Genomic DNA, 21,572 nt, shown 5'->3' with positions numbered 1-21,572 from the left:
GCGCCAGTCGAATTTGGTGACTAGTTCTGATGCGCCAGGGTCAAGCCGCGCCACGGCTCCGGCGCGCCGAGCTTCGGGTCATCGGGATCGGGCAACATCCAGATCGCACGTAAGTCGAACGTCTCACTCCAGGTGCTGCCGTCGGTGGAAGCGAACAGGAAACGATCTTCGCTTGGCACGCGCACGCATTGGAAGATCCCCGGCGCCCCGCTGCTGACGCGCTGGAGTTGATTGCTGTCGCGATCAAACAGCAGGATCTCCCCGGATTTCGTGCCGATGACGAGCGCTCGGCCGCTACGACTGAAGGCACCACAGGAAGCGTCCTCCGGCAGGCTGGGCAACGGTCGGGAACTCCGCGCGGATACATCTGTGATCGCTGCGCCCTTGCTGCCCAGGCTCAAGATTTCGCGGTGGTCACTGGAAAAAGCCAGGCTCTGCACCGCCCCGACGGGTGCGCGGCCGAGCAGAGACGGGGCCTCGAGGCGCGAAGCGTCCAGGGTGTAGAGGACCCCCGCAGCGTCGCCCATCACCAGGAGGCTCCCGTCGGGGGAGAATGCCAGCGCGCGCAGCGATTTTGATTCCGTCGGGATCTTGATGACGTTCTCGCCATCGAGCACCGCGAGGGCGCTGTGTCCGGATTGGTCCAGTAACAGCCCGAGCTTCTCGGCGTCCGGTGCAGCGGCCAGTACCTGAATGCTTCCCAGGTCCAAGAGGCGCAGCCCAGCCTTGCCCAGCACGGCGAGTTGACCGTTTGCCGCGACCCACGCCGCAAACTCCCCTCGCCCGAGTACCCAGCGCGCGGGCGCAGCGCCCCGCCCTTGCAGCAGCGCCTCGGTGGGTTTCGTCCGCGGCGCGGGGCTCGAGCTAGCTGGGAAAGTGCGCGTTTGCTTACGGCCCTCCGCGCTCTGCAGCATGAGCTCTTCCCCGAGGCAACCCATTGCGAGACCGTCGGCAGCCAGTTGGCAATCACCGGCGCCCTTCAGGCTCAAGTAGCGGCTCGCTGCTAGCTCTAGATCGAAGACCAGCGCCCGTCGGCTCTGAGTCATGACGGCGAGCCAGCGGCCGTTGGGGCTGGCGGTCAGCTGCTCCACTCGCTCGCTGCCAAGGCTCAGTCGCCCCACTCGCTGACGGACGTCGGCCGTCCACAGGTCTACGGCGCCCTCATGACTCCACGCGAGCAGGCGCCGCGCTCCAAGCTCGACGGCGTTGCCCGTGGGATCCGGCTCGTCACGCACGGGTTGCAGGGTGTCCGCCTTGCGCTGCCACACCACGCGGTGCCGGGCGTCGCTGCTGATTGCGCCGCCCGGAATGCTGATGAGCTGACCAAGGCGCTGACGGTGTCGCTGGGGTAGCTCTCGCGGCCTCTGCAGTCGCTCAGCGTCGAACGGTGCCTCCCAGAGGCCGCCGCTCTTCGTCGCCAAGAGGACGCGATCGGTGAGCACTGCCATGCGGTCGAGTGAGCTGACGAGTTCTTTCGGCAGCTTTAGCTTGTCGAGTACGCGAGCCGACGAAACATCCCATAGGCTCAACTGGTCTTGGGCCACGACGGCCCAGCGCGTGGGCGACGCCGCAAAGTGGTCTCCGGCAACCGCAGGCAGCCCCGCCTGAGGCTCCCCCAGGGCAATCCAGTGAAGGTTCTCGCCCTCACCCGCACATTGACCCACGAGCGCCTTGGGCACACTCAATTCCCCGGCGCCACTGCTGGTGACGGTGGCGACCCTGCTGAGCCCGCCGTCACAGTGGAGCAGCGAAGCTCGCGTGGTATCTGTGCGTTTTACCTCGAGGATGTCCTCGTGATCCTGCCAAACGACTCGGCTCGAGTCACCGGAGAAGCCCAGCAACCGCTGCCCGGTTGATTTTCCGAGTGGATATCCCTGGTCGCCGTCGCCAGCGAGTTCCAACACTCTGACGTTTGCGTCCTGCCACAGCACGCCAATCCATGCCGAGCCTGGGTCAAACTCCAGACTGTCCAGGCCGCTTGGATTGGCAGGCAACGCCCGGGGGATCCCCAGGCGCACTGCCCGCCAGCCGACGAGATCGAGATCCGAACGCTGACCGTAGTCCCGGGATAGGCGTGCGGCCTTGAGCGCCCCTCCAGGATCTCCCGGCAAGCGGCGCTGAGCCAGCTCTGCGTAGAGCAGAGCCAAGCTCTGATCCGAGGTGCGCTTGGCGGTCGACTGCTGTTGTTCGAGGTCGCTCACCCGACGACTCAAGCTCTGTTCTCGCGCGCGGCTGACCAAGAGCAGCACCAGCATCACGCTGACGACCGCAACCAGCCCACCTCGTCGAATCCAGCGGCTACGCCGATCGCGACGGCGCACCGCTTCGAAGAACAATAGCTCTCGCTGGCCAAGGTTCGCTTCGGTCCGCTCGAACCAACTCAGAAGGCGCGCCGCCTGCTCGCCATCCCAGAGCGAACCTTCGCTCCGACCGTCAGCGTCCCATTGCCGCGCGGCTTCGCTCACGCGAGCGCGAAAGGCTTGATCTTCACCTGACTCGATCAAGCGCCCCGTGAGACGGGGCCAACGCTGGATCAGCGCATCGTGCGCCAGCTGCAGCGCGCCGCCGGCGCTGACCAGGAGCTTGTTCTCGACCAGCTGCCCCAGCGCGCGCTCGACCTCCGGGCGCCCAAGGTGTTCCTCCAAGAGCTCCGTCCTGGGTACGGAGAGGCGCGTCTTTTCGTCGCTCACCAGGCGCACGAGCAGTTGCTCTGCGGCGCGGCGCTCTTCGGGGCGCATGCCTTCGAGCACTTGTTCCGCGTGGATCACCAGGGCGCCAGCGATGCCACCAATGCGCTGCCAGCTGGCCCGGGTGAGCACGTGGCGCTGCTCGTCCCGGTGGCGCCACCAAGCACTCAGCGCGAAAGACAAGAGCGGCAACACCTCCGGGATCTCCCGCGCCTCACTCAGGATGGCGTCGCCCAGCGCAGCGTCTTCGAGCTGGTAACCCGCCGCGTGGGCAGGCTCCGCGATGATCGACTGCAGCGACCCCTCGGAGAGCGGACGCATCGGGTAAAACCCCTGAGTGAGGAGTTGCCGTAGCGGCTCGAATGCGAACAGCCCGTCCATGGAGTCCGCGCGCAACGTCGCGAGGAGCCTCACCCGGGACTGAGCAGCACGCCCGAGGGACCCAAGCGCGCGAGCGACGCGTTCGACCTCGCTCTGGCTGACTCCTCGCTGTACCAGCTCCTCGAGTTGATCCACGAGGATCAAAAGCCCGCGGGTGGTGGGCAGCGCCTCGAGGAGTGCGCCTGCGAGACGCTCCGGCTCACTCGTGATCAGGTTCTTCACTTCCTCGAGCCGCGCGCCCGTCGCCTGAGCGACGGCATGAGCCAGGCTTTCCGCTGGCGAAGCGCCCAGTCGACAAACAACGCTGCTCCACACGGAGGAGCCACCGAGCGCGCCTTCAGCGACCGCTGGGATCACGCCAGCACGCGCCAGCGAGCTCTTTCCACTGCCGCCCGGCCCGACCAGCACACAGCCGGCGCCGACGCGCAGGCGCTCGCAAATCTCGCTGACTTCCTGGCTGCGACCAAAGAACACGCCGCGTTCCTCGGCGGTGAACACGCTGAGCCCGCGGTAAGGACCGCTCTCGGGTACCTCGGGCTTGGTCGCCTGCGCGGAGAGCGCCACCAGCTGGGCCACGACTTCGTCGGCGCTCTCGGGCCTGGCCTTCGGGTCCTTCGCGATCAGCCGATCGACAAGCTCCACCAGAGCGCCCGGGGCCTCACGCAGAGACTGGGCCAAGCTGGGGAACGGCTGCTCATCGAGCAGGCGCTGTCTAACTCCAGCCAAGCTCAGCTCGGCGAATGGGTAGTCGCCGGAGAACGCAAAGTAGAACGTGAGCCCCAAGGCGTAGAGGTCCGACTTCACCGACGGCTCGCGTCCAAGCCACAGCTCGGGCGCCATGAAGAGCGGCGTGCCCCCGACGGCACCGGAGTCGAGCGATGGGTCCTGAGTCACGGCGATGCGCCGGGTGCGGTCCAGCGTCGCGAGCCCGAAGTCGATCAGCTTCAGTCCGCCGCTCTTGCCTCGCGTCTCCCGGGCGACGAACAGGTTCTCAGGCTTGATGTCCCGGTGAAGCAAGCCGATCTCGTGAGCAGCGGCCAGGCCACGCGCTGCCTCGAGGAAAAGCTTCGTGCCCTCCTCCAGGTTGAGCACTCCGCGCTCGACCCGCCCCTCCAGGCTCTCCCCTTCCAAGAACTCCAACGCCAGGCAAGTGTGACCGTCGAGCTCGTAGGCAGCGAAGACCTGCACTACATTGGGGTGCGAGAGCAAGGCCAACACCCGCCCTTCCCCGCGGAACTGGCGCACGATTTCAGGGATCCCCTGATACTCGCTACGCAGGAACTTCAAGAGCTCCCAGCGGCCGATGTCCGCGTTGTGGCCGCGCGCCACCAGGCCGATGCTGCCTTGCTCCCGCAGTACCTCGACCTTGTCGTAGGGTCCAAACGGGCGCAAATCGAAGTCGATGGCGCCATCGCCCTCGTGCATCGCGATGGTGGCTTCGAGGGCGACGTCGCGTTCTCGCCGCGCCGGAGGCACGTCGGAAGCCGCTTCGTTCTTCGCCGGGCCCTCAGCACTCCCCACAGTCGGGTCCAAGAGAGGCGCGGTGCGTGCGGTGCCAAGGGGCTCCGTCCGCACGACCTTCTCGGCAGAGTCAGCGCTAACGGCTCGCTCCACAGGCAGTACCTCGGTGCGATCGAGCGCACCCTCACGGCTCGTGCGATCCCCGCCGGTGCGCAGCGCAGGTGCTCCATCGGTCTCCGAAGCTGAGTGCGCCGAGTCGCGCTTTGCTTCGTCGTCCGCCATGGCAGATCCGCAGGTCTAGCGGGCTTCGGGGTGAAGCTCAGGATCCACTTCGAAACCAGTGGCTTGGCCGGTGCAAACCCAGCCCTTCTGACGCCGCGCGCACTCTGCGTTGGTGATGCTGTTCGCGCCCATGCGCCCCGCGACGGCGAACAGTCCCGCGCGCGCCCCAGCTTCCGTGCAGCCGATCTCGCACCCAGTGACGACCGAGCCGAGCAGGATGTGGCTGACGGGCTTGTTCAGCGCCTCCGTCACGTTTTGCGGCGTGCGGGGCGGTCGCACCTCATCGCTTGCGGGGGTGTACTGCACGCGGATAGACCAGGCTTGGCTGGCGCGAGGATCTGGCTCGTCCAAGTAGGTGAACTCCGGAGGCGGCGTCTCTGCCTCGGGGCGACCGACGGCAGCGCGGCACACGATCCGCTTCCCCGACGACTCCTCGAGGGAGTAGCACTGCTTGCCGACGAGCATGTTGCCACCGACGTCGGCTGCCTGCTCCTTGAGGGCCAGCGTCAGGCGCTCCTCCGTGCAGTCCACGTCTGAGAGCCAAGCGCGCGAGATTTCGCGCTCGTTCACCTGAGTGCAACGCGCATCCACGGAGCCGATTTCGTAATATCCCGGAGGCAACGCAGGCAGCTCCTGAATGCCCGCGGGGTGGACCAAGGCGCCTTCGACATCTCCGCTGTAGCGGGCGGCAGAGCGGGCGTGGACACCGCAACCGGCCAGGAACCCAAGAGCGGCCAGCGTGGTCAGTCCCCGTCGCAGCAAAGCATGCATCGGCCCCAGGGTTACACGCGGCGCGCCAAGAGGCCAAGCCCCTACAGCAGGCTCCGGTTAGACTGTTGAGGTAGACTGTGGGCATGCGGCCTCGTTACCGCGACTGGGACCTAGCTGAGCTCCGCCGTCGGGCAGCGCTGGCGGTGGAAAGCCTCCAAGAATGCCGCGTCTGTCCCCGGGATTGCCGCGTGAATCGCCTCGAAGACGAAGCCAAGGTCTGCTCTACCGGCCGCTACGCCAAGCTCAGTACCTGGTTCCCCCACTTCGGGGAGGAAGACTGCCTGCGCGGCCGGCACGGCTCGGGGACGCTCTTCTTCAGCTTCTGCAACCTGAAGTGTGTCTTCTGCCAGAACCACGACACATCTCAAGCAGGGCACGGTCGTGTCATGGCCCCCCAGGCGCTCGCCGCGGCGATGCTCGACCTCCAGGCCAAGGGCTGCCACAACATCAACTTCGTCACCCCGGAGCATGTCGTTCCGCAACTGCTCGAGGCGCTGCCCATCGCCATCGAGCGCGGCCTGACACTGCCGCTGATCTACAACACCTCGAGCTACGATTCCCTCGAGTCCCTCGCCTGGCTCGACGGCTTGATCGACATCTACATGCCGGACTTCAAGCTCTGGAGCAGCGAGGCCAGCAAGCGCTACCTCAAGGCCAAAGACTATCCCCAGGTCGCGAAGCGCGTAGTGCTCGAGATGCAACGCCAGGTCGGGAGCCTGAGACTCTACGAAGCCGCGCCAGGGCTCGAGCTCGCGCAATCCGGGGTCCTGGTGCGCCACCTGGTGATGCCCGGCCTGGCAGAAGAGAGCCGCGCGATCCTGGAGTTTTTGGCCCACGAGGTCGCCGGCGACACCTACGTCAACGTCATGGCCCAATTCCGCCCGGAATATCGCGCCGACGAGTATCCAGAAATCAATCGTCAGCCGAGCTACGCTGAGGTGCGCGCGGCCCGGGACTACGCACGGGAGCTTGGCTTGCGCTTGGACCGGCGAGCGCCGGAACGGCACCTCGAGCTGCTTCACTAGCTCTATCCAAGGGAAGCAGCGCGCAAGTGCTCCAGGAGGTGCGCGTTGAACGATTCCGCGCGGGAACTTGGCAAGGAGTGACCTGCGCCAGCTTCTGGGAAGAAGCTGCTGCCCGGGATCGCCTCGTGGATCAGCTCCCCGGCGCGATACGGGATCAGCGGGTCGTTCGTACCGTGGGTCACCAGTACTGGGCAGCAAAGCTCCGCCAGTCGATCCTTGGCGCTGAAGTCTTTGCAGGCCCGCCAAGCGTTGGCGAGGCTCTGGTCCGGCTTCTCCAGGCCCTTTCTGAGCATTTCGATCGGGGGGTGAGAGAGCCCCGGGAAGGCCGCGGCAAGCACTGGCTCTGCCGAGCGCTTCTGCTCTGGATCGCCCCACACGCCATCGAAGCCGCGTTCCCCGAGGCGCGTCATCAGCTCCGCGAACGCCGTGGCCCGCGCGCCGTTGTGGCTCGTCGTCGCCACCAGGCTGAGGCTCACGAGACGGTCGCCGAGCTCGAGCGCAATGAGCTGACTGATCATGCCGCCTAAAGAGTGCCCCACCAGGTGCAGGCGCGAGTCGCCCCGCGCCGAGGCAATACGCTCTAGGAATGCACGCACGTCACTTACGAACTCAGGCATCCCGTGGCTGACGACGCCACTCGTTGAGTCACCAAACCCCCGCAGATCCAGGCGCGCCACGGTAAACCCCGCGGAAACGAGCACCGAAACCTGTCCATCCCAGCGTTTGCGGCTCGATCCAAGGCCGTGCACGAGCGCGACGACGGGCCCCTGCCCTTGGACCTCGTAGACGATCTCGCTGCTGTCCGCCTGGGTGAAGCGCTCGATGCTCACGAGAGGATCAGCACCTTCGTCTGACCCGGCACCAAGGTAGCCCCACTCGAGTTCGTGGAGTTTTGCATCGTCGAGTCACTCATGCGGGTGGCGACGCCGCCTCCAATGAACACCTTCGTCGAGCCTTTTACGTTGCGGCTCGGTCCCATCACCGTTCCCGACGCGACGCCGGTAGCCGTCCCCGCCTCATCACCGTTGGTCATCGGTGGAGCGCTGTTCAGGTTGTGCGCCATGCCACCCACGAAGATCACGTTCGGCACCATGGGCACCGCCGTGGCATTGTTGGCCGTGTTGGCGTAGGCCATGGGCGTCACGCCGCTCGCGGACGGCGTGTTGCAGGTGTCAGGACTGGCGAGAGACTGGCCTCCCATCGAACAGTTGGCAAACATCGCTCCCCCTAGCCCAGGTGCACCTGATCAGCGTCCAGCTTGACGAGTTGCTCGGCGGTGAGCATCGCGTTTTTTCCGCGCAGATTCATCAGCTCGGCGCGCTGGTCGATGCGCTTCGCGCGCACGTGCTCGAAGTCCTCCACCTTGCGATAAACCCGACCAAAGGTCTGACTCACCCGATCCACGACGCTCTCCGCGACCTCAGCGACGGTGCGAACCTTCTTCACGTCGAGTTCGGCCAAGCCACCAAGCCAGCTTAGCGCGTGGGTGAAGACTTCCGCGCTCGCGGTGGTGAGCCTGAAGCGCCCAGTCCGAAGCTCGGTTTCGCCCGCCTCCAGCGCCACATTGCGCCCACGCAGCTCCACTCCACCGCCCTTGGAGGTGATGACGAGGTCCTGATCCACTACCAGCTCCACCGGCTGAGTACTCCCCCGCTCGAGCACTGCCAGCACGTAGTGTCGGCCTGGGCTCGCGGCGACCAGAACGTCGTCACCTGGCTGCGGCTCGACGAGGCAGCTCAGCGCCCGCAAGGCGATGACCTTTCCGTCAGGGCCCGCCACGCTGATGCGCGCCTGCCCAACGTCGGTGCTCGACGCCTCCCGCGCGATGACTCGGCCTTCCCAGCCCAGTACGCGTTGCTCTACTCCGAGTGATGCCTCGTTCATGGGTTCTCCGCTCAGTAGGTGGGCTTCCAAGTCTCCGCTCGGCGTAGCGCCGGGTCGTTGCCAAGGGCGACCGCCCGATTGCCCCAGGTCGTGTCGCGCTCGGTGATCCCGTGAAGGCGCGTGCGAAACATCGACGCTCCGGAAAAGTCTGCCTGGCTGACGTCGGCGCGCGAGAAGTCAGCGTAGGTGAGCTTGGCTTGGTTGAAGCGCGTCCCCACGCACACCGCATCCTGCAGCACGGCTCGCTCCAGGTCTGCCTGGCTGAAATCGGCGCTCGAGAGATCCGCCTCCACGAACGTGCCCTCGCGGGCCCGCATGCCGACCAGCTTTGCGCCGATCAGGCTCGCCTGAAAGCAGTTCACCACGTCCGCTTGGACCCCAGATAGATCCGCTCCATCGAGCTTCGCGGAGTGGAAGCTGATGCCCCCACGAAACTCGGCACCGCGAAGCACGGTCTCGGTGAGGTCAGAGTTGCCGAACTGCACACGTTCAAAACCAACCTGAGACAAGTCGCGCCCACACAGCAAGACCTTCATCCACACCGCACTCATCAGCTGAGTGCCCTCGAGGCTCGCCTCCGTCAGGTCCGCGTCCATGATCAAGCTCCGCACCAGGCGGGCGCCCGAGAGGTTGATCCCTGCGGTATCACTCTCGAGGATCTGCAGTGTGTCGCTGGTCGTCCCGCTCAGGTCGAGCCTCCCCAGCTTGCACCGCACGAGGTTGGTATTGCGCAGCCGCGCCTCGCGCAGATCCGCCCCAAGCAGCTCGCTGGTGAAGAACTGCGCCTCGCGCAGGTCCGCGCCGACGAGCTTCGCCTCGGGAGCGATGCAGTCATGCCAAACGGCGTGGATGAGGTTGGATCGAGAGAGGTCGACACCCCTCAGGTCGCAGTTCGTAAAGACCGCCTCCCTGAGATCCGTATCGCTGAGGTTGGCACCACGGAAATCGACCTTCTCGAACGTGCCTCCCTTGAGGTCGGCACCGGAGAGGTCCAGCTGGGCGAAGCTCGCGCCAGACTGAGGTTCTCCGATGGACACGTCGAAGACCAGCTTCTCTCTGGGGCTACGCGTTGACATCGTGCCTCCTCCCGACCACCCGCGCCTGCTCGACCAGAGCATCGTCCAGCCGAGTCTTTTTATCCACACGGATTTTTGAGAGGTCGCTACGAAACAAGTTGGCACCGCGCAGGTCGGCGCCACGCAAATCGGCGTGGTCCAGTATGGCCTCCATGGCGTTCACGCTCGCCATGACGCTGCCTCGCAAGTCGGCCTTGGAGAGCACGGCGCGGCGCAGATCCGCCCGGTAGAGCTTACAGCCCTGAGCTTTTGCCTCCGCGAGATTGGCCATGCGGAGCTTGGCCTCACCAAAGTTCGCGCCTTCAAGCTTTGACTGCATCCAGGTCGTGCGCTCGAGGTTTGCCCAGCGAAAGTCAGCGCCGGTGAGGTCACAACTCTTAGCCAGCGTGGCACCCACCATCTCGGCGCGTGACCAGCTCGAGCTGGGAAAAGCGCACTCCACAAAGGTGGCTCGCCGGAGCTTGGCACCATCGAAGCGCAGCTGGTCACCGCTGCTCTCCACGAACGCGCTGAGTTCCAGGTCCGCACCTTCGAAGTCGCAGCTATTCAGCTTCTGGCGGATGAAATAGGCGCCTGAGAGGTTTGCTCCCACGAAGCAGGTCTCGCTGAACTCCGCCTCGAAGAGCATCACCGAAGCGAGGCCGGCGCCGCTGAAGTCCGCCGCGACGAGCTTGGCTCGCATGAGGTTCGCCTCCGCTAGTCGAGCGTTGCTCAACTGGGTTCCCTTGAGGTTCGCCTCTGCCAGGTTCGCCCGCTGCAAGCTGGCAGAGCTCAAGTCCGCGTCCTCCAGGTTGGCACGCGCGAAGACGACGTCCGAGAGTTCGCAACTCCTCAAGCTCGCGCCGCTCAAATCTGCGCCTTCGAGGAACGCTCCGCTCAAGTTCAGCTCGTCGAGCTTTGCTCCGCGCAGATCGGCTCGGGTGAAGTCTCTGCGCCACAGGTTTTCCCCCGCCTTGGCCGCCTCCATCAGGGCTGCTCCGCGCTGCTTGGCCTCCTCCTGGCTGATCGGCGCTGCCGCGGGGAACACCTGGGTCTGGCGCTGATAGGCGGAGAGCAACTTGTCCTCCGCCTGCTCGAGCTTCGCGATGAGCTCGGGGTCGCCGAGCTTCTCCAGATCCGGGACCTTCACTCCCTGGCTGGCTATGGCTCGCAGGCGATCGCGCATCGCCTCGAAGTCGAGCTTTTGCTGGAGCTTGGGCGGGCCGCCAACGGCTTTGGCTCCCTCCGCAAGCCGCTCGTCGAAGTCGATCTTGTGCTCCGAACACAGAGCGCGGGCCTGTGCTTCCATTTCGGCCCGCTTCTTCTCGGACTCCTGCTTCTTCTCTTCGAGGGCGGCCCGCAGGATCTCCACCTGCTCGGGAATGCGCTCCGGGTCGGTATCCACTTCGGGTTCTTCGGGGATCTTCGGAAGGTGCAGCTCAGGGTCCTGACCCGCCTGAATCAGAAGCTCCCTCACCCGCTCGATCTCGAGCGCAACACGCCGCTTCGCTGCTTCACGACGCAGGCCTTCCCGGGGCAGATTGGGCTCACCCAGAGCGTTCTTGGGCAGCCGGTCTGGCATCAGTTCGCTCTCGCGGAGCGCTTCGAGATGGCCGTTCTCTGGGTCGATACGCCGCGCGAACACCGCTTGATAGTGCGCTTCGTCCCGCCCCTGCCCCTGCCACTCCCCCGCGACTAGCATGCGTTCGACATCACTCGCGTCGTCCTCAACGACCGGAATTGCCGCCCGGAATATCAAGACACCGCGCCGGCGGTGCGGGAAGAGAAACACAGTATCGAGGCGGGTGCGAAGCTCTTCCAGGGCGGAGGCACCGCGGCGCTGAACAAAGCAGCGAGCACGCACTCCGGGCAGCACACCACTCAACAACGGAACGCCTGGAACCAGGTTCTCGAGCTCGTACGCTTCGTCGCCTTTCCAGTAGCCCTCGATCACCTGCGGTGGCTGCGCGGCGTTGAAGTAGCTCCAGTCCATGTCCGCGGCGAAGCCTGGAAAGCGGGTGTCGAGCCAGCGCTGATCGAAGGTACCCAGCTTGGCGAGACGCTCGGGGTTCTCCATCGAGACAGGTAGGAACCCAACCGGGTCTGGATGCATCGTCGGCGAGCGCAAGAGCTGGTCCGGGTTCTCTACGTTGGGCAACGCTCGGAAGTGGTGCTCCTGTCCCTTTGGCGCGAAGCCCTTGCCCAGTGGATTCTTTGGAAAGCCTTCGCCCCCGTAAGCATTCTCCCACGTGATGGGCAGCTCTTCGAAAGGCTTCGGATCGGTCGCCTTGCCGTCCTTCCAATAGCGATCCCCGCTGACATAGAGCGTGCGCTCGACCTGACCGAGCTTGGCTCGGACGCGACAAGCAGTCGCCGCACTCGGCGGGTGCGCCACGGCATGTAGGAGCAACTCCCCCGCGTGCTTGGTCATCCCGAGGTCGAGCGTCGTCTTTCCTAGTTCGTCTCCCACCAACTCCCAGAGTTCCTTTTCCGCGAGCAGCTCTGGCGCTTCGTTTCCGAGCGAAAACAGATACAGCATGCCGATCGAGAGGTACGGCTTGCCCTCGTTCTCGAAGGTGCGCTGGAGAACGCTGATGCGGAAGGGCTTGATGACCTGCATGGGGGCTCAAGGGGTAACGCTGGCCGAGGTATTGTTCACCTGCGTGTCGCTCTTCATCAGGTCGATACACTTGCCAGAGGCTTCGACGATGTTGTTGCTGAACGACAAGACGGTCTCGCTCGCGTTCAACAGGGTCACGTTGAGAGACACCAGCGCCAACGTGATGTCGACCGCGAGTCGAATGCTGAGCGTACCGCCAACGAATAGTGAACCAGCCAACGCGAAGTCGCAGGTCAGGCTCCCAGCAACGTTCACCACCGTCGGCAGCGCAACGTTCACGTCAACGCCTGCAGCCAGCTTTAGGTTGACCGCGCCCCCAACGTAGGTGTTTAGCGCGACGCCCAAGAAGTTGTTGTTCACCGCGCCGACGAAGTTCGAGTTCACGACGCCGCCGAAGTTGTTGTTCACCGCCGCGGCCCAGTTGCTGTTCACGGCGCCGAGGAAGTTTTCGTTCTTCGCACCCACGATGGTGCTCGAGTAGTTCGCGTGAACCGTCGTGACAGTGTCCTCGTCGTAGTCGACGGTGTAGCTCCCCTTCACCTCGAGGTCGTAGTCGCCTTCGACGGTTCCGTCGTAGTCGCCGGCCACCGTCCACTTCACGTCGCCCAGCACGTTGGTGGTTTGGTTACTGCTAAATAGCTCCACGACGTCGTTGCTGACACTGCTGGTGCGCTTCCCGCTGATTGTTTCCGTGTGGTTTCCCTCTACCTTGACGTCTAGGTTGCGCCCGGTGTGGACGTAGCCATCACCCTGAGTCGTCTGGATCAGGTTGTAGTTGTTCTCGCCCACGAGTTGGGGCGCGCCCATATGGAGCTGAGTGGTCTCAGTCGGCGTCTTGAGCTCGATACGCTGGGAGCCACGCTGGTCGTCCAGCTCGAAGTGGTTGTCGCCCGCGGTGTGCAGCACGTTGAGGCTGTGGTTCGTTGAGGTGACGGGACTTGCCGTAACCGCGTTGGGGACCGCCCCCACGATCAGCGGCTGATCCGGATCGCCTCCCAAGAACACCAGCATCACTTCCGTACCCTTGCGCAAAGGGAAGTGAATCCCTTCGGGGTTCCCCGCGTGGTTTTGCAGCATGCGGACCCACATCGAGGCAGAGCCGTCAGTCTTCTGGTGCTCGTCGAAGCGGAGCCGCACGCGATAGCGACCCGCAGAATCGATCTGCGCGTAGTCGTCGGTGCTGGGCCCGTCCACTTCGCCGCTCAGGGTGCCGTACACGCGGGGGACAGGCGTCTCGCGAGGCAAGCGGTAGGTGATGTCCGCTCCAACGCAGTCAAAGGAACAACTGTAGCTTGCACTCGTGGCGGTCAAGTCGAGCAAAGACAACGCGTTCGCGCAGTCTGGGCAAGGCTGGAGAGCCTGGTGCCTCACTTGAGTGATGTAGTAGTCGCCATCGAGGCGTGGCAACGGATGGCCTTCCAGCTCGAAGTGGTAGCCGGCGCGGAACACCGGTGCGTCCGCCTCGCCGGTGAACAGAAGGCGTTGGGTAACTTCAATTTCCTCGAGGATCTGAGCCTCGCGCTCCACCTTGGGCCGCTGGATCTCCGTCGAGAGCGCGACGCTCACCCCGGTCCCAGCGCGTTTGCCTCCGAGGTCATGTGACGCCTCGGAGGTGGTCGAGGGGTTCGCGGCGTCGTACGCGCGCACTTCGATCTTGCGCGTTTGAAGCCGTGAACGCGAACGGAAGCGCCGCACGGTCCGCGTCACAAGCGCCCCACCCGTGGCGTACACGAGCGGCCCCTCGGCCAGCGATTGGCGCGCCGGTTGACCCGAGACGATCACCACGCGCTCCTCCTTCCGCCCTTGCTCGAAGTAGTAATGAAGCCCCTCCTTCTCCATCCAACGCGTCATGAAGTCGAGGTCGCTTTCCTCGAACTGACAGATCTGCGGATACTTCCGGCAGTCGGAGCTCGAGAACGCTAGCTTGACGGTCTCCGAGTCGAAGCCCAGGGCGTCGAACATCTTCTGCAGCACGTCTTTGATCGTGACGTCTACGAAGACGCGGGTGTGTCGTGACAGCGCTGCGCGCCAAAGTTCCGGCACCAGCTCCACGCGATAGAGGCTATGGGTTGGCGTCACTTCCATCAGGTCCGCCTGAGACACCAAGCCGTTGATGACGAACTTCGAGATGTGGTCCTGCTCGGTGCTGAGCGTCGCCCGTCCGCCGATCAGTTCTGCCAGGTCGACCTCGACCTGGTTCTCAACCACAAAATGCACCTCGAATCGGTAGACCGCCCCAAGGCGCTCGACGCCGTTGTAGGCGACAACGAACACGGGGATGCCCGCTTCGAGCCGTAGGGAGTGCCGAGTCAGACCGCTAACTGAGACCATCGACTACCTCTTGTAGAGCTGCTGCCAGTGGCGGGTAGCAACGTCGAACTGCTGCTTCCACTCCGCCAGTTCATTCGGGTTTTGCACTAATCGAGTGCGCCACACATCGAGCAAGGCCAAGCGCTCAGCTTCCGTAGGGATCCCGTACTTGAGCCGGACCTTTTCCTTGTTGGCGTCGCCGCACACGTTGAACTCGGCGCAAAGCGTCGCGAACTCGAAGATCGACAACGTCGGCAGTTGGAGGCCGGGGAACGCTGCGTCTTCCGGCTGAATCATCTGGGTTTCCGGAGACGCCTCGTTCTCTGGTGGCAGAGGTGGGCTCTCCGGGGGCGCCGCCTTTGCCTGGGGCTCCGATGGAGGAGCCGCCGCAAACGGCGAGCTCACGCTCTCCTTTACAGTCACGTCAACCCGCGGCGAGCTGTCGCTCGCCATGCGCTCGGAGGTCGGGCTGACCTTCGTCGACTCGAACGCCGCCTTGGCGGCGCGAGTGCGGCGACGAGCTTCCTCCGCGGGGGAGAGCACAGGCGCTGGTGCGGCGACCATCGCCGGAGGAGCAACATTGGGCTTCGCGAAAGCCGGCGGTGCCACGGGGCTTGGCACGCCGAGCGGTCGCGGCGGCAGCGGCGGCACCCGAGGCTGCGGCGGTACCTGAAGCTGCGGCGCCGGAGAAAGCTCGAAGCCCTCCAGGGCCGGCGCGCCTGCCTGCTCGTTCGCACCTGCACCCATCCGGGAGCTGATCACGTTGAGGAACTCCACCGGGTCCAGGTCGCGTAGCCGCATCGTGCGCGGCGGCCCTTCGTCGGATTTCCCTGCGGCATGATCGAGGGGCAACTCCTCCACCGTTGGGTTACGCCGCTTCAGCTCCCGCTTGGTCTCACCGAGCGCCTTCGTGAACTCAGTGGTGTCCTCTCCTGCTTCCATGCGCTTGAGCAGCGTGTGCTCGCCGCGCGCGGCGTAGCTCGGCCACTCTCCGGGCTCGAAGTCGAGCCGCTCCAGAACCTCCTCATGGCGGTCCTTGGGGAAATGGCGCATGTGGCCGAGCAGGATGGCGTACGTCGTCAATGAGATCGGAAGTTCCACGGCGAGGCCTCCCAGGGTACACGAGGCCCAGTCGGGCGAACGACTCAAATCCGGACGACGTGCGCCACAAGCTCGCCACGTCATGGGTCGGCGCGTCTCCCGCCCGTGAGACGCGCTTCACGCCTCCGCAGCTAGCCCCGGGAACTAACGCAATTCCGCACGGATTCGTAACGGTCTACTGCGTCACTAGGCCGGATAGGCCCAGGCGTAGAGGTGGGAGCCCCCGAACACACGGAGGGCAAGCGGCTGTACCGGGAGAGCAACGCCGGTGTCTGGAGAGAGCAAGCCTAACTCAGCTCCCGCAGCGTGGGAAACACACAGTGAACTCTCGTCTAGGCTCAAACACACACCCCGTACCGAGGGCAGAGTTAGCTCACGGATCAGGCTCGCATCGCTCACGCGCCATTGCGTGAGCAGGTTGCCGCTGGGGTTCGTCACCCAAGCCGAGTCGGTCCCGGTGTCGATACACACGCTGAGGGACTCCCCGAGCATGCGAGCGCAAACCTCCGCTGGTTCCGTCACGTGGGTCCACGCGCTGCGTCCCGTTGCGCGCAGCGTCACGCCCCCGGCTTCTGATGTCGGCAACCCCTCGCGCGGCGCGGAGACCATCGCGAGGTTGCGCTGCCTGTCCACCGCGACGTGACCCGCGTTGCGACGCCTGTCTTCGACCACCAGCTGCTCCACGAGCTTGCCCGACGAGATCTCGATGAAGCTGATATTCGCCAGCTCCTCGCTCCCATGCGGCCCGCCGCCGTTGGTCACCACGAGCAGGCCTTCCTCGAGCAGCAACACACAATCGTGGGGCTTCTGACCGAAGCTAGGGAACTCCCCAACGACTTTGAAGTCGGCGTTGGGATCGCGGATGCTGATGACGCCGGCTCGCGTTTCCAGGTTGGTCTCCACGGCAAACAGCAGAGACGCATCGGGGGAGAACGCGCCGTGACCATAGAAGTGATGCCCCGCGGACAGCGGTGAGATAGTGCGGAGTAGGCTGCCCGCAGCCACGTCCAGGTAGACGGCGCCCGGTCCCCACTTCTCGAACCAAGCCGACTCCGCTGGCCGCCTGGGGTTGATCGCCATTCCGTGCGGCAAGAACTTCAACGACAAACGCCGCAAGCCCGGCGCCCCCGCCTTCACCCGCTGCTCGAGGGACATGCCCTGCGCAGCAGATGGCTCCGCGAACGCCGCGTGGTCCAAATCAAGCACATCCAGGGAGCAGAACGGACCGCCCGCCCCTTCGAAGCGACTGCCGCCCAAAATTACGCCTAGACGCGTCTCTTGGCGCGGGGCGAAGCCGAGCGTTTCGCGGATTTGTTCGACGCCGCGTCCGCGCCTTGAACTTGGAGGGACGGGGCCTTCTGGACGTCGCTCGGCCGCACGCTTCTTGGCGTCGCGCTTCGCGCGGGCTTTGTCGAGGCGCTTCTGCTTCACGCCTTCGAAGATAGTCGACAATCCACCCGCGTCGAGCGTGGATCCAGCCAGTGAAGCCGAGTCGTTGACTTCCCCGCGCCGAGCCGTGGTAATCCGATCCGCCATGAGCGGCGAGGGGCAGCCGGATCCGAAGTCGAGCGGGAGCGCGGTCGCGCCACCCCCGATGGTCGACGCTGGCGTGCGTCAGGCGCTGATCGGTTCCGAGGCGCCTGCTTCGAGCGCGCCAAGTCAGCCGGCGGTGCAACGGAGCGCACACCCCTCTCGCATTGAAGACGCGCCGGATGCACCGGCCAATCTGGATCCCGAAGCGGGGCCACACATCTGGCGCATCGTTCCCGCGACCGGGCCGATCGTTGGCGGACCCTCGATCACGGTGCTCGGCTACTTCTTCGACCCCGCCTGCAAGCTCGAGATCGCAGGAAAATCGGTAGACGTCGTGTTCGACGGCGCTGGTCGGCTCAGCTTCAAGCTGCCCGCCCACGCTCCTGCCGGCAAGGTCGACGTTCGCATCACAAATCCCGATGGAAAATATCAGGATCGCATCTGGGGCTTCGAGTACCTGGGCCCGCCGTTGGTCGCCGCTGTCGAGCCAAACCACACACCGATCCACGGGGGCCAGCTACTGCGCGTACACGGCGCCGCGTTCCAAGAAGGTTGTCTGGTGCAGATCGGCGCATCCTCCGCCCAGACGCGCTTCGTTTCCCCCGAGTTGGTCGAGATCCTCGCTCAACCTCACCCTGGCGGCACTTATGACGTTACCGTATGGAATCCGGATGGGCAGAAGGCGGGCCTCGCCGGCGGGTTCACCTACGATGCAGCGCCCGTCATCACACGCCTAGAACCAGCTCAAGGGAGCGCCGGCGTGTCTGCGCGGGTCAAGCTCATCGGCGAACACTTCGACCCGCGCACCACCGCGGCTTTGTTCGAGCAAGTCGGCTTGTACGTGGAGTTCGAGAGCTCCGAGTGCCTCTACCTGACGCTCCCAGCGCGGGCGGCGGGCACGGTCGATCTCACGCTCTACAACCCCGACGGCCAACGCACCACGGCGCGCGCGGCATTCGAGTACCTGCCCGCCGCTGCCCCAAGCCTCGCGAGCGTGGAGCCCGGGCGCATCCCGCTGGGTCAACCCACGACCCTCGAGCTCACGGGCAGCGGCTTTCAACCGGGAGCGGCGCCCTTCGCGGGCCAGTTCCCACTGACCATCCAGGAGGGAGCGGCGGAGCGGCTCTTGGTGCAAGTGCCAGCGCTCCCTAGCGCGGGCACCACCGACGTGCGGGTCGTCAATCCCGACGGCCAGTGGTGCCAGCTGCCAAACTGCCTTCAGGTCTACGACCCCGCTGAGGAGGTGATCCGCCAAGCGGAGCGCGTCTTGGCGATCACTTCCATTTCGCCGCAATCTGGTCCCACCAGCGGCGGCACTGAGGTGAAGGTTCGCGGAGTGAACTTCTCGGCGGACACTCGGGTGTTGCTCGGCGGCGCGCGTCCCCAAAGCTCCCGCTTCGTCGACGCCAAGCTGATCGAAATCGTCACCGACGCTCATCCCCAGGGGAGCGTCGACGTGGAGCTCAGAGACGAAGGCGCCGTGGGCTGCGTGGAGCTCGCGGCATTCCGCTACGAGGTCGTCGAGCCGGCGCAAATCGATCGCGTCACGCCAAACCGTGGCACCGCGAGCGGCGGCGAACGCTTGACCATCGAAGGCGCAAATTTCCTCCCGGATACACGCGCACGCCTCGGCGGCCAAGTCGCGCAGCTCGTCTTCAAAGGCCCCACCGAGCTCGAGCTGGTTACTCCCCCTGGTCAGGCCGGCAACATGGCTGATTTGATCCTGATCCAGCCCGACGGACAGCGCTCCACCAAGCCGCGTGTCTACTTGTACGAGTGATTGTTGCCTCCCCCCGCGCCACGCTTCTTGCGTGGCGCGCCCCCTCCCGGCGCCGGTCGCGACTCGCTTCGCTCGCGCGCGCGGGCGGAGGGGGTGGATAGGTTACTCGCTGACTGCCTTGTGTACCGCCGCGACGGCTTAGAGCTCGAACCACTGAAGACACCGGGGCCGCTCTTGCGTGACCAAGAACTCCTCCGCTGCCTCTAGCGCCAGCTGCCAGGACACAACGTAGCGGTTTTCCACCTCGATCGTCTCGCGGGGCCATGCGATGGTGAGGGTTTGAGTCCCTTCGATCGCCTCGTTGCCGAGGCAGATGAAACCTGGATGCGATTCCTCAGGGAAGTAGTGAAGCGAAGCCAGAGCGTCCCGCACCGCGACTGCCAGCGAGGGGAAGGGATCCTCACACGAAAGCCAGAAGTGATTGCTTTCCCCGAACCGAACCTTCAGACACGCATACAGGTCGGCACGATTCGCCACGTGGCATGAGGGCCCCAACGACTCAACGAGTAAGCTCATCACCGTGTCCCCTGACGATATGTCAGAGGGTCAATCATCGACGTCCTTCAACGCATCGTCGCTTGCAGCGTCCATTGCGTCATCCAGCTCCACGACTCGGGTCCGCTTCTCTTCGCGGCTGATGGGTGCTTCTTCGCCGGCTTTGATCTGGCTCGAGTGGGTGATCTTGTGAGGCGCCTCCACGGCGCGCCGGATGGCGCTGTCGCCGAAGCGCTCACGGATCGCGTCCAAGGCGCCTCCCAGGCGCTTGCCGCGAGCGGCGTCAGCGGGAGCTTCAACGGTGCCCCGCAGCTCGGGCCGCGGCGCGAACAGGTCGAGCTGCTCCGCCGCCTGGCGTTCGAGCTTGGAGACGCTCACACCCAGGAGCCGCACCGGCTCCTGAAGCGCCAGCTCGTCCCACAGCTCCAGCACGGTGCGCCGGATCAACGCGCCATCGGCGGTCGCTTGGGGCAGCGTTCGGCTGCGGGAAATCAGCGGATAAACCGGCTCCGCCTCAGCGCTGGTGCGCCCTGCCCTCACCCCACGCCGACGTGCGAGCTTCGCGCGCAGCGTCACGGTGCGCCCCGCAAAGTGGTCCTTTCTCATCCGCGCGGCAACGGACTCCGAGTGCGCGGTCAGCGCCGCTGACACCCGCTCCCGTTCGGTCACGTCGCGCTCGAAGGTGTTCTCCTCGCCATAGCTCTTCGGCGCTCGCTGGCTCTCCACGGGGCGCGTGTCTTCGCCTCTGGCCATCGCTTGCAGGTCGTGGGCGCGCCGCCCGAGGAGCTGCTCGAGCCAGTTCGGGTCGTAGTCCGCCAGCTCACCCACCGTGTGGATCCCGTAGCGCGCGAGGGTTTCACCCAGCACCGGCCCAATGCCCCACAGCCGCCGCACGGAGAGCGGCCGTAGAAAGGACTCGACCTCCCCCGTCGGCACCACCAAGAGCCCATCGGGTTTGGACTGGGTGCAGGCGATCTTCGCCACTAGCTTGTTCGGGCCAAGCCCGACACTGACGATCAAGTTTGTTTCCTCCCGGACACGTCGCTTGAGCGCCTGAGCGAGCTCCCGCGGCGCGCCAAACAGGCCCAGGGAGCCGGTCACATCCAGAAAAGCCTCATCCAGAGCGAGGGGCTGAACCTCCGGCGTGAACTCCTCGAAGACTTGCCGCACCTGGCGCGAAACCCGGCTGTACTTCTGCATATCACCACCGACGAAGATCCCTTGCGGGCACAGCTCTCGCGCACGAAATCCAGGCATCGCCGAGCGCACCCCAAACTTCCGCGCCTCGTAGCTCGCCGCGCTCACGACACCTCGCGGGCTACTGGCCCCGACGATCACCGGCTTGCCCCGCAGCTCCGGGTTGTCCCGTTGCTCGATGGATGCGTAGAAGGCATCCATATCCGCATGGAGCACCCAGCGCTGCGTCATCGCGCTTCGTTCCGGGCGGCGTCGTTCATCGCGGGCTCAATCTAGAGCCGCTGCCCCCTGGTGAAAAGCCGAGGCACTCCTCTCCCCCAAACCCGCTTGCAACGAGCTCGGCGCTTTTGCACGAGTCGCGGAGCTTTTTGGGGGTGAGGCGCGCTGGTCCTACGCCGCGGTCAGCTCGCGAAGGCCTTGCGCGCGCGGGCCAACGCGTCGCCGGCGCGCTGCAGGGCGGGTGGAACCTCTTCGTACGCGGAGTCCGTCAAGGCGGACCAAGCGCGGGCGAGGTTCCGTTCGAAGGTGGCGAAGTCGCCGATCATCTGCGCAAACCCGTTGAGGCCCAGCTTGGAGATCAGCTCCTCGCGCGCGTCGAGGAACTGCGCCACTTCCTCTTCCAGCAGGCCTTCGATGCGGTCAGCGATGGGCGCCTTGTTCGAATCGCTGACCGCGCTCACATCGAAGCGTTCGACGGCGTCTGCCAGCTCCTTGAGGAGCTCTTCAGGTGAGCGCCTGCCGCCGGTCTTCAGCTCTTTCGCGTCCATTTCTCCGCTCGCCGCAGGCCGCCTGCGCGCGATCACGGCGCCGCCCAGCATCAAGAGGAGCCCAACAGCGAAAGGCCCTAACGCCACGTCCTTCCACGCAACCAGTCGCTGCTTGGGAGTTGGCTCTTGGCCTTCAGGCAGCTTGAGCGCACCCGGGCGTGCGGCGTAGGACCCGGCCACGAAGATGCCGACGATGAAAACGAGTAGTCCGACGATCTTCACG

Annotated in this window: 15 protein-coding genes; 2 read left to right on the top strand and 13 right to left on the bottom strand. The window is 65.2% G+C overall.

From position 1 onward, the window contains the following. Positions 1–20: 20 nt before the first annotated feature. Positions 21–4,811, bottom strand: coding sequence for a protein kinase (locus H6718_14135; protein MCB9586537.1), 4,791 nt, complete (start codon positions 4,809–4,811; stop codon positions 21–23). A gap of 15 nt (positions 4,812–4,826) precedes the next feature. After that, entirely contained in the window at positions 4,827–5,582 is a 756-nt protein-coding gene (locus H6718_14130; protein ID MCB9586536.1) for a hypothetical protein, read from the bottom strand. Positions 5,583–5,665: 83 nt separating this feature from the next. Between H6718_14130 and H6718_14125 the strand changes: the two genes are divergently transcribed. Further along, positions 5,666–6,607 (top strand): radical SAM protein, encoded by a 942-nt coding sequence (locus H6718_14125; GenBank protein MCB9586535.1) that lies wholly within the window; start codon positions 5,666–5,668, stop codon positions 6,605–6,607. A 2-nt stretch (positions 6,608–6,609) separates the two neighbouring features. Here H6718_14125 and H6718_14120 read toward each other — a convergent pair whose 3' ends face one another. The 8 genes from H6718_14120 to H6718_14085 all read right to left on the bottom strand — a co-directional run bounded on the left by H6718_14120 (position 6,610) and on the right by H6718_14085 (position 17,113). Beyond that, a complete protein-coding gene (locus H6718_14120; GenBank protein ID MCB9586534.1) occupies positions 6,610–7,437 on the bottom strand; it encodes an alpha/beta hydrolase in 828 nt (275 codons plus the stop codon). Further along, positions 7,434–7,826 (bottom strand): DUF4150 domain-containing protein, encoded by a 393-nt coding sequence (locus tag H6718_14115; protein ID MCB9586533.1) that lies wholly within the window; start codon positions 7,824–7,826, stop codon positions 7,434–7,436. The genes H6718_14120 and H6718_14115 overlap by 4 nt, the downstream gene beginning before the upstream one ends. An 8-nt stretch (positions 7,827–7,834) precedes the next feature. Further along, on the bottom strand, positions 7,835–8,491 hold the full coding sequence (locus tag H6718_14110; protein MCB9586532.1) for a DUF3540 domain-containing protein: 657 nt from the start codon (positions 8,489–8,491) through the stop codon (positions 7,835–7,837). Between the two features lie 11 nt (positions 8,492–8,502). After that, on the bottom strand, positions 8,503–9,567 hold the full coding sequence (locus H6718_14105) for a pentapeptide repeat-containing protein (protein ID MCB9586531.1): 1,065 nt from the start codon (positions 9,565–9,567) through the stop codon (positions 8,503–8,505). After that, positions 9,554–12,166 carry a DUF2169 domain-containing protein gene (locus H6718_14100; GenBank protein ID MCB9586530.1) on the bottom strand — a complete coding sequence of 871 codons (2,613 nt, stop codon included), beginning with the start codon at positions 12,164–12,166 and terminating at the stop codon, positions 9,554–9,556. The genes H6718_14105 and H6718_14100 overlap by 14 nt, the downstream gene beginning before the upstream one ends. A 6-nt stretch (positions 12,167–12,172) precedes the next feature. After that, complete coding sequence (tssI, locus tag H6718_14095) at positions 12,173–14,497, bottom strand: type VI secretion system tip protein VgrG (protein ID MCB9586529.1); 2,325 nt, start codon at positions 14,495–14,497, stop codon at positions 12,173–12,175. A 3-nt stretch (positions 14,498–14,500) separates the two neighbouring features. Continuing rightward, positions 14,501–15,577, bottom strand: coding sequence for a hypothetical protein (locus H6718_14090; protein MCB9586528.1), 1,077 nt, complete (start codon positions 15,575–15,577; stop codon positions 14,501–14,503). A gap of 186 nt (positions 15,578–15,763) precedes the next feature. Next, on the bottom strand, positions 15,764–17,113 hold the full coding sequence (locus H6718_14085; GenBank protein MCB9586527.1) for a DUF1513 domain-containing protein: 1,350 nt from the start codon (positions 17,111–17,113) through the stop codon (positions 15,764–15,766). On the opposite strand from H6718_14085, the gene H6718_14080 reads away from it, so the two are divergent. Continuing rightward, a complete protein-coding gene (locus tag H6718_14080) occupies positions 17,112–18,890 on the top strand; it encodes an IPT/TIG domain-containing protein (GenBank protein ID MCB9586526.1) in 1,779 nt (592 codons plus the stop codon). The genes H6718_14085 and H6718_14080 overlap by 2 nt on opposite strands. A gap of 138 nt (positions 18,891–19,028) precedes the next feature. Here H6718_14080 and H6718_14075 read toward each other — a convergent pair whose 3' ends face one another. From H6718_14075 to H6718_14065, 3 genes are all read right to left on the bottom strand, one after another. Further along, positions 19,029–19,406 (bottom strand): hypothetical protein, encoded by a 378-nt coding sequence (locus H6718_14075; GenBank protein MCB9586525.1) that lies wholly within the window; start codon positions 19,404–19,406, stop codon positions 19,029–19,031. A gap of 30 nt (positions 19,407–19,436) precedes the next feature. Beyond that, entirely contained in the window at positions 19,437–20,813 is a 1,377-nt protein-coding gene (gene dinB, locus H6718_14070) for a DNA polymerase IV (GenBank protein MCB9586524.1), read from the bottom strand. Between the two features lie 170 nt (positions 20,814–20,983). Then, positions 20,984–21,571, bottom strand: coding sequence for a hypothetical protein (locus H6718_14065; GenBank protein MCB9586523.1), 588 nt, complete (start codon positions 21,569–21,571; stop codon positions 20,984–20,986). Between the last annotated feature and the right edge of the window lies 1 nt (position 21,572).

The sequence above is a fragment of the Polyangiaceae bacterium genome, from assembly GCA_020633205.1.
In the GTDB taxonomy this organism is placed as follows: domain Bacteria; phylum Myxococcota_A; class Polyangia; order Polyangiales; family Polyangiaceae; genus JAHBVY01.
Note: the sequence above shows the minus strand (reverse complement) of the source record. Positions and strands in the feature narration are given on the sequence as shown.